18 protein-coding genes are annotated in these 14,934 nt (G+C 42.1%); all 18 read left to right on the top strand.

The features are described from left to right. Positions 1-2: 2 nt before the first annotated feature. A complete protein-coding gene (locus QRD39_RS03560; protein WP_285955689.1) occupies positions 3-884 on the top strand; it encodes a hypothetical protein in 882 nt (293 codons plus the stop codon). Positions 885-932: 48 nt separating this feature from the next. Next, positions 933-1,376: a hypothetical protein gene (locus QRD39_RS03555; RefSeq protein WP_285955688.1), complete on the top strand. Its 444-nt coding sequence runs from the start codon at positions 933-935 to the stop codon at positions 1,374-1,376. A gap of 19 nt (positions 1,377-1,395) precedes the next feature. Then, complete coding sequence (locus QRD39_RS03550; protein ID WP_008535454.1) at positions 1,396-1,695, top strand: hypothetical protein; 300 nt, start codon at positions 1,396-1,398, stop codon at positions 1,693-1,695. Positions 1,696-1,699: 4 nt separating this feature from the next. Continuing rightward, positions 1,700-2,026 (top strand): hypothetical protein, encoded by a 327-nt coding sequence (locus QRD39_RS03545; RefSeq protein ID WP_285955687.1) that lies wholly within the window; start codon positions 1,700-1,702, stop codon positions 2,024-2,026. A 264-nt stretch (positions 2,027-2,290) separates the two neighbouring features. Next, positions 2,291-2,827 (top strand): hypothetical protein, encoded by a 537-nt coding sequence (locus QRD39_RS03540; protein WP_285955776.1) that lies wholly within the window; start codon positions 2,291-2,293, stop codon positions 2,825-2,827. Beyond that, on the top strand, positions 2,818-4,188 hold the full coding sequence (locus QRD39_RS03535; protein WP_008535449.1) for a hypothetical protein: 1,371 nt from the start codon (positions 2,818-2,820) through the stop codon (positions 4,186-4,188). Before QRD39_RS03540 ends, QRD39_RS03535 begins: the two co-directional genes overlap by 10 nt. A gap of 327 nt (positions 4,189-4,515) precedes the next feature. After that, positions 4,516-5,346 (top strand): transporter substrate-binding domain-containing protein, encoded by an 831-nt coding sequence (locus QRD39_RS03530; RefSeq protein WP_285955686.1) that lies wholly within the window; start codon positions 4,516-4,518, stop codon positions 5,344-5,346. A gap of 386 nt (positions 5,347-5,732) precedes the next feature. Further along, positions 5,733-6,479, top strand: coding sequence for an amino acid ABC transporter permease (locus tag QRD39_RS03525; protein ID WP_285955775.1), 747 nt, complete (start codon positions 5,733-5,735; stop codon positions 6,477-6,479). Then, on the top strand, positions 6,479-7,222 hold the full coding sequence (locus QRD39_RS03520) for an amino acid ABC transporter ATP-binding protein (RefSeq protein WP_008535446.1): 744 nt from the start codon (positions 6,479-6,481) through the stop codon (positions 7,220-7,222). The genes QRD39_RS03525 and QRD39_RS03520 overlap by 1 nt, the downstream gene beginning before the upstream one ends. Before the next feature lie 215 nt (positions 7,223-7,437). Then, positions 7,438-7,662, top strand: a complete 225-nt coding sequence (locus QRD39_RS03515) for a DUF4059 family protein (RefSeq protein WP_002888207.1) — start codon at positions 7,438-7,440, stop codon at positions 7,660-7,662. A gap of 65 nt (positions 7,663-7,727) precedes the next feature. Then, positions 7,728-8,648, top strand: a complete 921-nt coding sequence (gene trxB, locus QRD39_RS03510) for a thioredoxin-disulfide reductase (RefSeq protein ID WP_285955685.1) — start codon at positions 7,728-7,730, stop codon at positions 8,646-8,648. Positions 8,649-8,774: 126 nt separating this feature from the next. Beyond that, on the top strand, positions 8,775-9,338 hold the full coding sequence (gene rsmD, locus QRD39_RS03505) for a 16S rRNA (guanine(966)-N(2))-methyltransferase RsmD (protein WP_434556762.1): 564 nt from the start codon (positions 8,775-8,777) through the stop codon (positions 9,336-9,338). 31 nt (positions 9,339-9,369) lie between these two features. Beyond that, a complete protein-coding gene (gene coaD, locus QRD39_RS03500; protein WP_100284770.1) occupies positions 9,370-9,867 on the top strand; it encodes a pantetheine-phosphate adenylyltransferase in 498 nt (165 codons plus the stop codon). Between the two features lie 16 nt (positions 9,868-9,883). Then, a complete protein-coding gene (locus tag QRD39_RS03495; RefSeq protein WP_164376175.1) occupies positions 9,884-10,921 on the top strand; it encodes a SepM family pheromone-processing serine protease in 1,038 nt (345 codons plus the stop codon). Between the two features lie 85 nt (positions 10,922-11,006). Then, a complete protein-coding gene (gene mnmL, locus QRD39_RS03490) occupies positions 11,007-11,951 on the top strand; it encodes a tRNA modification radical SAM protein MnmL/YtqA (protein ID WP_008535442.1) in 945 nt (314 codons plus the stop codon). Continuing rightward, a complete protein-coding gene (mnmM, locus tag QRD39_RS03485; RefSeq protein WP_008535441.1) occupies positions 11,948-12,496 on the top strand; it encodes a tRNA 5-(aminomethyl)-2-thiouridylate-methyltransferase MnmM in 549 nt (182 codons plus the stop codon). The genes mnmL and mnmM overlap by 4 nt, the downstream gene beginning before the upstream one ends. Beyond that, a complete protein-coding gene (locus QRD39_RS03480; RefSeq protein WP_008535440.1) occupies positions 12,493-12,735 on the top strand; it encodes a hypothetical protein in 243 nt (80 codons plus the stop codon). The genes mnmM and QRD39_RS03480 overlap by 4 nt, the downstream gene beginning before the upstream one ends. Positions 12,736-12,743: 8 nt before the next feature. Beyond that, the gene (locus QRD39_RS03475) at positions 12,744-14,810 is read left to right on the top strand and encodes a cation:proton antiporter (RefSeq protein WP_008535438.1); all 2,067 of its coding nucleotides are present in this window, start codon (positions 12,744-12,746) and stop codon (positions 14,808-14,810) included. The last annotated feature ends 124 nt before the right edge of the window (positions 14,811-14,934 follow it).

Genomic DNA, 14,934 nt, shown 5'->3' with positions numbered 1-14,934 from the left:
AAATGGCATTAACTGATGAGCAGATGCAGGATATACAAGGGGTTACTAAGATAAGTGCAGCTAAGAAAGAAGGAGATATAATAACCGGTGCTAATAACCGTAATAAATACGAGGTTGTTGCTTCAGTTGACAATGTAACACAAGGTATAGCGGTCGCCCCTATTGATGAGAATGGGAATGCTGACTACTCTCAAACTGCAATTGTTGTTGCAGGAACACAAACTCCATTGGATGAAAATGGAAATGGACAAGGGAATCAGTGGAATTCATTTGGAAGAGCTATTAGACAAGGTGTGACTGGTTATTCTAGACAGGGTAGTGATGTTGAGGCGCTTTATGAAAAGACAGAGGCTAATTTAGAAGCTCATGGTGGAGGTGAAATCACCAATATGTCTGGTCACAGTCAGGCTGGTCCTGCTGTCGCAAAAGTTGCTGCAAATCATAATGTTGATAGAGTTACGAATTTTTCTGACTATGGAGCAGGAAATGCTTACTCCAGTGGATATATTTCAGAAGAAGATAAGAAATATCTAGATAAGCATGCCCATATTTACAGTGATCAAGGAAATTCAGTATCAATATTTTCTCGTGATTTGGGAGATATTCCCTATGGTGATGTTCGAGAAGTTGAAGGATCCGATCATAAGACTAGTTATGCTCATATAAAGGGAAATAGCCTTGATATTGATTATTATGTCAAAAATGGTATCCTTTGCTCAGGAATGACTGAAGAACAGGTCAAAAAGGTTGCTAGTATAGGAGCGAAAAAAGATGCAGATGATTTTATTCGTAGTCAACCAGATAATAAAGGTCTATCTGCTAATAGAGAATTTTTAGAAAAGCAATTTTATGAAAAGAAAATAAAGAATTACGAAAAAGACTAAGGTCCTTATGCTGATAAAAAAGGTGGAAAAAGTAAACAAACCTCATCCTTGCTAGATAGCTGGGAACTCCATGCTCTTGGGACTAAGGTCGGAGGTTTGGCAACCCTTCTCGGAGCTGCTGGGGGTGGTCAACAAATCTTTTTAAAAACAGAGATGTTGGTAGCCTTAGCTAGTCAAGCAATGGCTCAATTTGCTGGGTTTGAAGTGAAACTCTTAGCTGAACTAGAAGAGGCCAAGGAAGAAGTTAGACGTCAGTGTGAAGAAGCTAAGCAACGTTGTTTGCAGGCTGGACCCCACCTGTCATCAGGTGAGATTGAAGCATTGATGGCTCCTATTCAGTTTGAGCATGTCTGGGACTCAGGTGCAGAAGCCGACATACGTGCCATGTTACAGAGTCTTAAGAGTCAGATGACAGAGATTTCAACACATTTAGTGACTTCATCAGAACGATTCTCAGCTTCAGATAACACAGCAGCAGTACAATTTATGTAAGATTAATAAAGGAGGGTATATGTCTCTACAAAAATTGGCACTTGAGTTAGCAGCTTTAGAAAAACTCAAGTTAGAAATGCAAAAAGAAATGGAACGTATCGCAATCCGTTCCATCGTTAATTCGACACAGTCCAAGGTGAAGGCCTCTGGACAGCAAATCCAAAGTAAGATGCATTCAAGCATGGATGAGGTTAAACAGTTTGCCTCTCAGACTATGGTAGCAAGTATCACACCAATCTTTGCAGGTAAAGCAGCCGATTCTTCAAAAAACAAATTGGCTTCAATACAAATGCCAAGTCTTCCAAATCTCGTGAGGTAGCCTAATGACTCGAAAGGAACAAGAACGGATAGAGCAAGAGCATTACCAAGCTCAAATGCAATTTGAGAACTTTGAAAGTGAACTGAACGCTGCTAGGGGAGCTATTAATCAACACGCCGATTATCTCTCAGATTTAATAGCACATGCTGCAAAGGATGCACCAGAGCAGAATCTAGCTAGCGCCTATGCGCAATTAGCAGAAGTAGTAGAAGCGTTTGAAGAAATTATAACAGAGAAACAGAATACTCTGGAAGAACTTCGCTACGAAGAAGCGAAAGTATATAGAAAAGCTCTTGAAAAGACCGGAAATAAGTCTAAACAAACCGTTTAGGCTTGTTTGTGTATATAAGTGGTTGTGACTATTACGGTTAGAAATCTGTTGTTGAATGGATAGTATGATTGATGTTAAAAAACATGATTTGTCATTATTAATTAGATATTGACTCTCTTAATGATAGGAAAGCAGAGAGATTGATGAAATTCTCGGATTTACAAGAAAGAGAGGGCTGAGCCTGTGAAGAAGAATTCAAAACGAAATATAGTAGTGGTGTTGTTTATCACACTAGTTATCGCTATTTTAGGAGGAAGCATTTATATGGGGCACAAACAAGAACAACAAAAACAAATAGCTAAAGAGCACGCTTTGTATAAACATGGTTTTAGACTTTTGGAAGAGCAACTGGCTACCTATATCAAAGAACACTACGAGGGTGTGAGTAAGATTGAGTTCTCACCTATTTATGAAGATGGTGGAGACGGCTATAGTATGCATACGCTGAATATTGTTCCAGTTATTTATGATAAATCTGGTAATCGTGTAGTTATGAAAAGGAAAATGAATGAATCTTTCGGGATAGGACAAGGATTATCTTTGGATTTTAGTGGTGCTGATGAAAGTGAGATTATTGAATTAGATAATTATGACAATGACGAGGTCATTGATGTATCAAATTACAAACATTTACCAGATAAAGCAAAGTTAGAGAGTTATCAAATTTTGGATGACCTAATTGAATACTTGGTACAATCAGGTCAGCTTAAGGATGTTAAAAAGTCTGATAAAGGAAGCCCAGAAGCTTCAGTTAAATATAATTTAGAAATTAAGAAGGGAAGTTATAACGAATGGCGTTAACTGATGAACAAATTCAGGATTTGCAAGGGAAAACAAAGGAAGCATCCTCAAAGTTAGAGCAGGGCGATACTTTTACAGCTGGTGGACAACAATATGAGGTTGTAGCATCAACTGGTCCGGACAGTGTAACTCAAGGTATATCTGTTGCTCCAATCGTGAAAGGAGAACCTGATTACTCTCAAACCGCAATTGTTGTTGCAGGGACGCAACCCCCAAATGATGAAAAGGGAAATGGACTTGGAAATGAGCTAGACTCTACATTTAGAGCCATAATTCAAAGCGGTACAGGTTATTCCATACAGGGGAGGGATGTTGAGGCACTTTATCAACAGACAGAAGCTAACTTGAACGCTCATGGTGGTGGCGAAATCACAAATATGTCTGGCCATAGTCAGGCTGGTCCTGCTGTCGCAAAAGTTGCTGCAAATCATAATGTTGATAGAGTTACTAACTTTTCTGATTGGGGAGGTGGTATGGCATATACTAATGGCTATATATCAGAAGAGGATAAGAAATACTTAGATAAGCATGCCCATATATATAGTGACGAAGGTAATGCAGTAACAATGTTTGCGAAAGACGGTGGTTGGATTCCCTATGGTGATGTTCGAGAAGTTGATGGTTCTAATCATGGCACTGATCATGCTCATATCAAGGGAAACAATCTTGACATTGATTATTATGTTAAGCATGGTCAGCTTTGCTCAGGAATGACTAAAGATCAGGTTAAGAAAGCTGCTAGGTTAAAAGCTAAAAAAGAAACAGATGATTTTATTAAGGAACATCCTGAGGTAGATGGTGAGAGAATAAGGAAAGATAAAGAGAAGGCCTATTATGATTCATATGTTAAGAATTATGAAAAAGAGTATGGTCCCTACGCTAATGAAAAGGGTGGAAAAAGTAAGCAAACCTCATCCTTGCTAGATAGCTGGGAACTCCACGCTCTTGGGACTAAGGTCGGAGGTTTGGCAACCCTTCTCGGAGCTGCTGGGGGTGGTCAACAAATCTTCTTAAAAACAGAGATGTTGGTAGCCCTAGCTAGTCAAGCAATGGCTCAGTTTGCAGGTTTTGAAGCGAAACTCTTAGCTGAACTAGAGGAGGCCAAGGAAGAAGTTAGACGTCAGTGTGAAGAAGCTAAGCAACGTTGTTTGCAGGCTGGTCCCCACTTGTCATCAGGTGAGATCGAAGCATTGATAGCTCCTATTCAGTTTGAGCATGTCTGGGACTCAGGTGCAGAAGCCGACATACGTGCCATGTTACAGAGTCTTAAGAGTCAGATAACAGAAATCTCAACACATTTAGTGACTTCAGCAGAACGATTCTCAGCATCAGATAACACAGCAGCAGTACAATTTATGTAAGATTAATAAAGAAAATTGAGAAAAAGGACACACATATTTACTATTACTTTTTAGTATATATTTGAAGCTGACAATCAAAGTAGACACAAGTAGTTTATGAAGAATACTTTTTCACTTGGTTTGTATTTTACGTAAAGTCTGTTGTAGGAAGTTGTTTTGGGAAAAGAGTTGTCACATGAGTGGCAGCTTTTTTCTATCTTGTTATTTATCCCCTTCCTCCTATAATCTTTATCTATCACCTCTTAGTTTTTTAGTATTAGACGACTAGGGGTGAAGGTGGTACACTACTATCAAAAACTATTGAAGAAAGTATCGAGGGTTATAGATATGAAAAAATGGCTTGCAGGTTTAGGGATTCTTGGCTTGTCAGTTTTGACTTTGGCTGCTTGTGGAAACAAGAGTGACAGTAAGGCATCTGGTGAAAAGCAGACGATTACTGTTGCGACGGATTCTGATACGGCGCCTTTCACTTTCAAAAAAGGTGATGACTTCAAGGGGTATGATATTGATTTGGTCAAGGCTATTTTCAAAGATTCCGATAAGTATGAGGTCAAGTTTGTAACGACACCTTTTGATTCCATCTTGACAGGGGTGGATTCTGGACGTTATCAGATTGCGGCTAATGATTTCAACTACAATGAAGAGCGTGAGCAGAAATATGGTTTCTCAGATCCGATTTCACGTTCTAACTATGCTATTACCAGTGCTGAGGGGACCAAGTATACCAGCTTAGATGATTTGTCTGGTAAGACGACAGAGGTGCTTCCTGGCTCTAACTATGCTCAGTTGCTTGAAAATTGGAACCATGCCAATGCAGACAAAAAACCAATTACAATCAACTACGCTTCTAGCTCAACTGGTCTTTCAACACGTATCCAACACATTCAAGAAGGAAAAATTGATTTTATCCTTTACGATGCCATTTCGTCTGAGTACATTGTTAAAGATCAAGGCTATAAGTTGGCTGTAAACAAGATTAAAGATGATATCGGTATGAAGACTGATGGTCTCGAATATCTTCTTTTCTCAAAAGATAAGCAAGGTAAGGAACTCAAGACTTTTGTCAATAAGCGTATCAAAGAGCTTAAGAAGGATGGAACCCTTGCTAAACTCAGCAAGGAATATTTTGGTGGCGATTACGTCAGTGATTTGAAATAAGACGGTTAAAAGTTGAGACTCTTGTCTCAGCTTTTTGACGTTAATAAAGTAGAATGATCAGTGATACAATTTATTTATCACTATGATAAGAAAAGACTATTTCACAGACTTTCTGAGTCGTGCTAAAATGAATACTATAGAATTTATATAAGAAACAAAAATGGTTAGCGCTTGGCTAACCTACTTTTTTAGATAGAAAGGGTAACATTGTGAAAAAGAGTATTGAAGCATTTAATCGGTCACCTTGGTACCTCCAAGTTGTCATTGGCTTAATTGGTTTGGCAGTAGTTGTTGCTTTGGCTATTCCCGTATCTTGGTTAGTGGAAATCCTTTGGGGTTATATTTTGCAATTGGTTACAATTGTCTTCAAAGCCATCTCATCTTGGATGCCAGCTGGTAAGCTTTTCTCATGGAAGGCTGTCTTTGATGCAGTTCCTCAGATTGTGGAACGCTTGCCTGTAACATTAGGCTTGACCATTGCAGGTGCCTTCTTCGGTTTAATTTTGGCCCTTGTTTTTGCGGTTGTTAAGATTAACCGAGTACGTATCCTTTATCCGATTCAAGCTGTTTTTGTGAGCTTCTTGCGTGGGACACCAATTCTTGTCCAACTCATGTTGACTTACTATGGTATTCCACTCTTCCTTCGTTACTTGAATGGTGAGTTTGGTTTGGACTGGAACATTAATGAGATTCCGCCAGCTATCTTCGCTATTACGGCCTTTGCCTTTAACGAAGCGGCTTACATGAGTGAAACCATTCGTGCAGCGATTCAAGCTGTGGATGCTGGAGAAATCGAAGCTGCCCGCTCTCTTGGGATGACATCAGCACAGGTCTACCGTCGTGTCATTATTCCAAATGCGGCGGTTATTGCGACACCAAGTCTGATTAACAGTTTGATTGGTTTGACTAAGGGAACATCACTTGCCTTTAGTGCAGGTATCGTCGAAATGTATGCGCAGGCTCAAATCTTGGGTGGTGCTGACTATCGTTACTTTGAACGTTATATCTCAGTAGCTCTCGTTTACTGGGGCATCTCAATCTTGATTGAAAATATTGGTCGTTCGGTTGAAAATCATATGGCCATTAAGGCACCTGAAGTAACTGACATTTCTGGAATTGGAGGTGACCGCTAATGATTAGCATCAAAAATTTGACCAAGGAATTTTCAGGGCAAAAGGTTCTTGATGGGATTAACTTCGATATCGAAAAAGGCGAAGTGGTAGCGCTTGTTGGTGCTTCTGGTGCAGGTAAGTCAACCATCCTTCGTAGCTTAAACTATTTGGAACAACCTGATTCTGGCACCATTGCTATTGATGACTTTAAGGTGGATTTCGAAACAATTACCAAGGAGCAAATCCTTACCCTTCGTCGTAAGTTGGCCATGGTATTCCAACAGTTTAACCTCTTTGAACGTCGCACAGCCTTGGATAATGTTAAGGAAGGGCTTAAGATTGTTAAAAAGCTTTCTGACGAAGAAGCTACCAAGATTGCGAAAGAAGAGCTCGCTAAGGTTGGGCTGTCTAATCGTGAAAATCACTACCCACGTCACTTGTCAGGTGGTCAAAAGCAACGTGTGGCCTTGGCCCGTGCCCTTGCCATGAAGCCTGATGTGCTCTTGCTTGACGAACCGACATCTGCCCTTGACCCTGAGTTGGTTGGTGAGGTTGAAAAATCAATCGCTGATGCAGCTAAGTCAGGTCAGACCATGATTTTGGTTAGTCACGACATGAACTTTGTTTATCAAGTGGCTGACAAGGTGCTCTTCCTTGAAAAAGGGCATATCCTTGAACAAGGAACACCTGAAGAACTTTTCAACCATCCAAAAGAAGAAAGAACGAAAGAATTTTTCGCTTCTTATTCAAAACAATATCTTTAAGATGGGATTTTTGTTACAATAGAAAAAGGTGATGCGGCAGGACTCCATTTTTAGTCCGTAGTCGGATCCTGTAAGGATGATTAGGAGCTTTTGGAATTTTTGAAGACGGCCCCGAAAGTCCAATCAGATACTGCCTTCGGCAGTTATTACTAATCGGATTCAGAGGTTGGAGAATGTTGTCTCAGCCTTTTCTATTTCTCACTTTAGGATGATTTATGTTATTAAATATTTTTAAATTTTACCTTTTGGGCCTTGTGATTGCTTTCTTTATGTGCTTGGTGATTGGTGCCTTTTGGCTTGGATGGCGTGCCCTACGTCGTGCTGACAAGACGGTTAAGGAGCGACAAGGTGCCCTCTATGATGCTATTATGATGTCGATGGTTTCGATTCCTGTCTTGGCTTTTGCTTTTATGGCAATCCTCATCGTGCTGAATGCATAATACTAGCTTTGATGGCCTATTAGGTGTAAGATATCTCTACAAGAAATGCGTAAAAGGAGTGACTCATGTACGATACGATTATTATTGGAGCTGGTCCTGCAGGGATGACAGCAGCGCTATATGCAGCCCGTGCCAACCTTAAAGTGGCAACTTTGGAGCAAGGTGCTCCCGGCGGACAGATGAATAACACGTCTGAGATTGAAAATTACCCTGGCTTTGAAAATATCTCTGGTCCAGAATTGTCTATGAAGATGTTCGAACCTTTGGAAAAATTGGGCGTTGAAAATCTTTACGGTATTGTGTCTGCTATCGAGGACAAGGGTGACTATAAAGTTGTCAAAACTGGTGACGAGGAGTACCAAACCAAGACAGTTATCATTGCGACGGGTGCTAAACACCGCCACATTGGTGTTGCTGGTGAAGAAGAGTACAACAGCCGTGGTGTTTCTTACTGTGCGGTATGTGATGGGGCCTTCTTCCGTAATCAAGACCTCTTGGTCGTTGGTGGTGGTGACTCTGCCGTTGAAGAAGGAATTTATTTGACACGCTTTGCCAATAGCGTGACCATTGTTCACCGTCGTGATGAATTGCGTGCCCAAAAGGTTCTTCAAGACCGTGCCTTCGCCAATGAAAAGGTCAAGTTTATCTGGGATTCCGTCGTTGAAGAAATCAAGGGTGATGACATCAAGGTTCGCAGTGTTGATATCAAGAATGTCAAAACGGGTGAGGTGACTAACCACGAATTCGGTGGTGTCTTTGTTTATGTCGGACTTGATCCGGTTTCAGATTACGTGACAGGTCTGGGTATCACTGACCAAGCTGGTTGGGTTATTACAGATGATAAGATGGCGACAAGTATTCCTGGTATCTTTGCCATTGGGGATGTCCGTCAGAAAGACCTTCGCCAAATAACAACAGCCGTAGGGGATGGTGCCACAGCTGGTATCGAAGCCTACAACTATGTGACTGCACTTGGTGATAAGTAAAATAAATGAAAACTCGGGAGGTTCTCGAGTTTTTTGTGTTTGTGAGCTTGTCTTTAGTTTGTCTAGCATCCTTTGGAGCAACATCTATGTGTTTTTTTTTGGTATAATAGAAAAGTCTTACTAAAAATCAGTAAAAATGAGGTGACCAACTTGCGTGTTGTAGCAGGTGATTTTGGCGGGCGTCCGCTTAAAACGTTAGAAGGCAAAACGACTCGTCCAACAACGGACAAGGTCAAGGGTGCCATTTTCAATATGATTGGTCCTTTCTTTGATGGAGGGCGTGTTTTGGATCTTTTTTCTGGGAGTGGTAGTCTGGCCATTGAGGCTATTAGTCGTGGCATGTCGTCTGCTGTCCTCGTGGAAAAAGACCGTCGGGCACAAGCTATTATTCAGCAAAATATTAAGATGACCAAGAGTGAGAAACAGTTTCAGCTTTTGAAGATGGATGCGGCGCGTGCATTGACGCAATTGACAGGTCAGTTTGACTTGGTACTTTTAGATCCGCCTTATGCCAAAGAGCAGATTGTGGCCAATATTACTCAGTTAGAGGAGCAAGGGCTCTTGGCTGAAGAAGTTATGTTGGTTTGCGAGACAGATAAGGCTGTGGACCTGCCTGAAGAAATTTCAAACTTTGGGATTTGGAAGCAGAAAACCTATGGTATCAGTAAGGTGACCGTTTACGTGCGCTAGGTACCTGTAGAGGGTGTAGAAAGGAATTGCGATGACCAAGATTGCTATGTTTACGGGGTCTTTTGATCCGATTACCAATGGGCATATGGATATCATTGCCAGAGCCAGCAAGCTCTTTGACGAGCTTTATATTGGCCTTTTTTATAATAAAAACAAGCAGGGCTTCTGGGATGTTGCGACTCGCAAGCGTATCTTGGATGAGGTTGTGGCAGATTTTCCCAATGTCAAGGTCATAACGGCTCACGATAGTCTAGCTGTAGATGTTGCCAGAGACCTTGGCGTGACCTATTTGGTTCGAGGCCTTCGTAATGCGACAGATTTTGACTATGAGGCCAATATGGACTATTTCAATAAGGGGCTGGCGCCTGAGCTTGAAACGGTTTATTTGATTGCTAGTCATGAGGTGACACCAGTCTCCTCAAGTCGTGTGCGTGAGTTGATTTATTTTGAGGGGGACATTAGTTCTTATGTTCCTCAAGCAGTTGTTAAGGAAGTGGAGGCCAAGCGTGGCAAACAAGACAAAATCTAAATCGCTATTAGGGAAAATGTGGCGGATTAAGTGGTGGCTCTTAGGTATTTTTACAGTACTTTTCCTCCTTTTTGCCCTCTTTTTCCCGCTCAATAATTACTATGTAGAGCTTCCGGGTGGTGCTTTTGATACCAAGGAAGTCTTGACTGTGGATAAGAAAGCCGATGATTCAAAAGGTTCCTACAATTTTGTGGCGGTGGCCCAAACCAAGGCGACCTTGGCCCTCATGCTCTATGCTCAGCTCAATGATTTCGCTAAGCTTCAAACGGCTGAAGAGGCAACGGGTAATTACTCTGATGAAGATTACATGCGTATCAACCAATTTTACATGGAGACTTCCCAAAACCAAGCCATTTATCAAGGCTTGACGCTGGCTGGTAAAAAGGCGAGCTTGGACTATATGGGTGTCTATGTGCTTCAGGTCAATGATGATTCCAGCTTCAAGGGCGTTCTTAATATTGCGGATACGGTGACGGCTGTCAATGACAAGACCTTTAATAATTCGGCTGATTTGATTAAATACGTTCAGGGACTTAAGTTGGGTTCAAAGGTTAAGGTCACTTATACGACAGATGACAAATCAAAGTCGGCCACAGGTAAGATTATCAAGATCGCCAATGGTAAGAATGGTATTGGTATCGGCTTGACGGACCATACTGAGGTCAAGAGTTCTGAGAATGTGAAGTTTAAACTTGATGGTGTCGGTGGACCAAGTGCGGGTCTTATGTTTACCTTGGCTATTTACGACCAAGTTTCGGGTCAAAACCTCAAGGATGGTCGTAAGATTGCTGGAACGGGAACCATTGAAAAGGATGGTTCTGTCGGTGATATTGGTGGGGCCTACCTCAAGGTGAAATCAGCGGCTGATAGTGGTGCGGACATTTTCTTCGTGCCAAACAACCCAGTAACCAAGGAAATGAAAAAGGCTGATCCGGATGCCAAAACCAACTATCAAGAGGCTAAGGAAGCTGCCGAGAAACTGGGAACCAAGATGAAAATCGTTCCTGTAAAAACAGCTCAAGAAGCCATTGATTATTTGAAAAAGACCAAATAAGAAGAGAGAGTAGGGCAGGCAGAAATCCTTGATTTTTGTCTCTGTCTTACCCTCTTTTTTAGGTCAAAGTGTTATAATAGTCCTTATGAAAAAACGTTATAGAACAGTTAATGATTACTATCGTGAGCTTTTTGGCGAAAAGATTTTCAAACTACCTATAGATGCGGGTTTTGATTGTCCCAACCGTGATGGCACAGTGGCCCACGGTGGCTGTACCTTTTGTACGGTATCGGGGTCTGGGGACGCTATTGTAGCTCCTGAGGCACCGATTCGTGAGCAGTTTTACCATGAAATTGACTTCATGCACCGCAAGTGGCCAGAAGTTCAGAAATATCTGGTTTATTTTCAAAACTTTACCAATACCCATGCGCCGCTTGAGGTTATCAAGGAACGCTACGAACAGGCCATCAATGAGCCTGGTGTTGTTGGAATCAATATCGGTACCCGCCCAGACTGTTTGCCAGACGATGTGATTGATTATCTGGCAGAACTCACAGAATGTATGCATGTGACCGTTGAACTTGGACTGCAGACCACTTATGAAGAAACGTCAGAGCTCATTAATCGAGCACACAGCTATGATCTCTATGTAGAGACGGTTAAGCGTGTGCGTGAGCGTGCGCCCAAGGCTGAGATTGTATCGCATTTGATTAATGGGCTGCCAGGAGAAACCCACGAGATGATGGTGGAAAATGTTCGCCGTTGTGTGACGGATAATGACATTCAGGGGATTAAACTCCACCTCCTCCACCTGATGACCAATACCCGTATGCAAAGAGACTACCACGAGGGGCGTCTAAAATTGTTGAGTCAGGAAGAATATGTGTCCATCATTTGTGACCAGTTGGAAATCATCCCTAAGGACATCGTCATTCACCGCATCACTGGTGATGCGCCCCGAGACATGCTGATTGGTCCTATGTGGAGTCTCAACAAGTGGGAAGTTCTTAATGCCATTGACAAGGAGATGGAACGTCGTGGCTCATGGCAAGGCTGTAAAGTAGCTAAGGAAAAGGAGAAAGAAGCATGATGAAACGTCCGATTCAGATGTCCCATGACTTTCTAGCTCAAGTGCTGGATGATGGGAGTATCGCTGTCGATGCGACTATGGGAAATGGCAATGACACAGCCTTTTTAGCTGGTCTTGCCAAGAAGGTCTATGCCTTTGACGTGCAGGAGCAGGCGCTTGAAAAGACCAGTCAACGCTTGTCAGATTTGAAAATTGACAATGCAGAACTCATTTTAGATGGGCATGAAAATCTGGACCGATATGTCACGGAACCTATTCGAGCTGCTATTTTCAATCTGGGCTATCTGCCATCTGCAGACAAGACTGTCATCACCAAGCCCCACACGACTCTTGAGGCTATCGAGAAAATTCTTGACCGCTTAGAGGTTGGTGGTCGCTTGGCGATTATGATTTACTACGGTCATGATGGTGGTGATATGGAGAAAGATGCTGTTCTTGAGTATGTCATTGGTTTGGACCAACGTGTTTTCACAGCCATGCTTTACCAACCCCTCAATCAAATTAACACCCCACCATTTTTGGTGATGCTGGAGAAATTACAATGATTACAGACATTAAAGAAAAATTGGCGGAGATGCAGGCCAAATATATCGATAAGCAAGGTGCTGAGGACACCTTGAAAAAAGTCGAAAACCGTAAAACGGCAAAAATTAAGAAAAAGCTGGCTAGTCTTGAGGTCGAACGTTGCCATAAACTTTTGGCCAAGGAAGATGTGACGTCTATTGATAAAAAAATCAGTAAGCAAAAAGAATTATTTTCAAACTGTTGCCATAAAGAAGATTAGGAGGAGCTATGCATCTATCATCGGCTTTACTGGTTCTTCTTTTTAGCTTGATCTTATCGAACGTTATCAACCGTATCTTTCCACGACTTTCTCTGCCCTTGATTCAAATTATTTTTGGAGTGGGCATTGGTTTACTTTTCAAAGGTCGTGTTTTTGAGCTTGAAACAGAACTCTTTCTAGCTTTTATCATCGCTCCCTTGCTTTTCCGAGAGGGGGAAGAGAGTGATATTACCAGCATACTACGTAACTGGAAATTGATTCTATTTCTGATTTTTCCAGTCATCTTCGTATCGACATTGGGAATCGGTTATCTGGCTAAGTCCATCCTGCCTGTATCAGTGCCTCTATCTGCCTGTCTAGCTATCGGGGCGGCCCTTGGACCGACTGATTTTGTGGCCTATTCAGCTATTGCCAAACGCTTCAGTTTTCCAAAGTGGATTGGTTATATTTTGCAGGGTGAAGGGCTTTTGAACGATGCTTCAGGTCTGGTCGCTTTTCAAGTAGCGGTGACTGCCTTAACAACGGGAGCCTTTTCGCTCCTTGATGCTAGTTGGAATTTGTTCCTTTCCGTTATGGGGGGCTTTCTGGTCGGCTTAATCACCGCCCTCCTTAATCGGCTTTTCTTGACTATCCTGGACAATATGGATGCAGCAGATGTCACTGGGGCACTCCTACTAGAACTTGTGCTCCCTATTGCCTCTTACTTTGTTGCGGAGGAGATTCATGTCTCGGGCATTATTGCCGTAGTAGTGGCTGGTATTTCTCTAGCCAGCCGTTTCAAAAAAATTACGGTTTTTGATGCCAAATTGGATAGTATTTCGCATACCATTTGGGGAACCATTACCTTTATGCTAAATGGTATGGTCTTCTTCCTTTTGGGGACGGAATTACCAACCTTGGCCATGCCCGTTCTGCAAAGTAGCACCTACGATAATCTCTGGTTGCTGCTAGCAATCGTGCTTTTGACAGCGACTATGTTTGCCATTCGATTTGTCATGATTAGTGCGGTATTTGCCCAAAGAGCCTGGAAAAACAAAAGACCCCTAAAAAGAATTTGGAAGAGTGCTACTCTTCTGACCTTCTCTGGGGTTAAGGGAACAGTGTCCATTGCGACGATTCTCTTGCTTCCTCTCGCCGATATGACGACATTAGAACATAGCCTTCTACTCTTTACAGTAGCGGGTGTCACCCTCTTAAGTTTTTTAACAGGCATTTTAGTCCTACCAAAATTGGCAACGGAGTCAGCCCATACAACCAACCACTATATGCAGATTGCTATTTTGAATGATGTCGTTGGAGAGCTTGGGAAGGACCTGAAGCAGTCTAAGCATCAGGGTGCTGTTTACGCCACTATTGACAATTATAATCAACGTCTGGAAAACCTCATCTTGGAACAAGAGTCCAATGATGTCAAAGAAGAGCTGGCCAATATCCGTGTCATGATTATGGAAATTGAGAGTGAAGGGTTAGAGTATGCCTACAAGAAGGGGCAACTTTCAGAACTCGAATACAACCTCTATCAGCGTTATATCAAGGGCTTGGAGCGTCGTATTAACCGTGGCTTCGTCTCCAGCCTTTCCTATGCCTTCGTTGTCTTTGTGCGAGGCCTACGTAGGCTCCTGCACCTTGCCTTTACCTTTAAATTTCATCTTGGCAAGGAGGAGACGTTACGAGCTCCTCGTTTAACAGAGGAAAATCGTGATCACATGGCGGAGCTTTATTTGACAAATACTGAGCAAGTATTGGAAGCCCTGAGTAATCTGGAAGGTGTCTATCACTCCGACCTCTTGTCTTATCTAAAGCGTGGCCGTTTACAAGAGGCTGAGATTATCCAGTCAGGAGCCTTTGTTGAGCGGGTTATCACCCACCTTAGTCCTGACAATATCGACGAGATGTTGCGAGGCTACTATTTGGAACGTAAAGTAATCAACGAATATGAACAAGATGAGTTAATCTCTAGCCGCTACGCCAAACAGCTTCGTAAGGAGGTCAATACTTTGGAGGATTATTCTCTCAAAGAGACCAGCAATACCTTGACCTATGATATGATTAATCTAGCCCGAGGGCGAGTTTAAGCAATGAATGTTATCACAAAAGAGAAGCCAAAATTTTTTCAGGCTTCTTTTTCTACCATTTGTCAAGTATAATACGGTTTCTGACTCAACATTATTTCTGATAGAGTATAAAAGGAATTTATGA

It is taken from the genome of Streptococcus raffinosi (assembly GCF_030284685.1).
Taxonomy (GTDB): Bacteria; Bacillota; Bacilli; order Lactobacillales; family Streptococcaceae; genus Streptococcus; species Streptococcus raffinosi.
This window is presented reverse-complemented; position numbering and strand designations above follow the sequence as displayed.

Bases quoted from the DNA above. Each gene is read 5' to 3' on its own strand.
- mnmM (WP_008535441.1), top strand. From the start codon at position 11,948: ATGATGAAACGTCCGATTCAGATGTCCCATGACTTTCTAGCTCAAGTG.
- mnmL (WP_008535442.1), top strand. From the start codon at position 11,007: ATGAAAAAACGTTATAGAACAGTTAATGATTACTATCGTGAGCTTTTT.
- QRD39_RS03535 (WP_008535449.1), top strand. From the start codon at position 2,818: ATGGCGTTAACTGATGAACAAATTCAGGATTTGCAAGGGAAAACAAAG.
- QRD39_RS03515 (WP_002888207.1), top strand. From the start codon at position 7,438: ATGTTATTAAATATTTTTAAATTTTACCTTTTGGGCCTTGTGATTGCT.
- QRD39_RS03545 (WP_285955687.1), top strand. From the start codon at position 1,700: ATGACTCGAAAGGAACAAGAACGGATAGAGCAAGAGCATTACCAAGCT.
- QRD39_RS03495 (WP_164376175.1), top strand. From the start codon at position 9,884: ATGTGGCGGATTAAGTGGTGGCTCTTAGGTATTTTTACAGTACTTTTC.
- QRD39_RS03480 (WP_008535440.1), top strand. From the start codon at position 12,493: ATGATTACAGACATTAAAGAAAAATTGGCGGAGATGCAGGCCAAATAT.
- QRD39_RS03520 (WP_008535446.1), top strand. From the start codon at position 6,479: ATGATTAGCATCAAAAATTTGACCAAGGAATTTTCAGGGCAAAAGGTT.
- QRD39_RS03560 (WP_285955689.1), top strand. From the start codon at position 3: ATGGCATTAACTGATGAGCAGATGCAGGATATACAAGGGGTTACTAAG.
- QRD39_RS03540 (WP_285955776.1), top strand. From the start codon at position 2,291: ATGGGGCACAAACAAGAACAACAAAAACAAATAGCTAAAGAGCACGCT.
- QRD39_RS03525 (WP_285955775.1), top strand. From the start codon at position 5,733: ATGCCAGCTGGTAAGCTTTTCTCATGGAAGGCTGTCTTTGATGCAGTT.
- QRD39_RS03530 (WP_285955686.1), top strand. From the start codon at position 4,516: ATGAAAAAATGGCTTGCAGGTTTAGGGATTCTTGGCTTGTCAGTTTTG.
- coaD (WP_100284770.1), top strand. From the start codon at position 9,370: ATGACCAAGATTGCTATGTTTACGGGGTCTTTTGATCCGATTACCAAT.
- trxB (WP_285955685.1), top strand. From the start codon at position 7,728: ATGTACGATACGATTATTATTGGAGCTGGTCCTGCAGGGATGACAGCA.
- QRD39_RS03475 (WP_008535438.1), top strand. From the start codon at position 12,744: ATGCATCTATCATCGGCTTTACTGGTTCTTCTTTTTAGCTTGATCTTA.
- QRD39_RS03550 (WP_008535454.1), top strand. From the start codon at position 1,396: ATGTCTCTACAAAAATTGGCACTTGAGTTAGCAGCTTTAGAAAAACTC.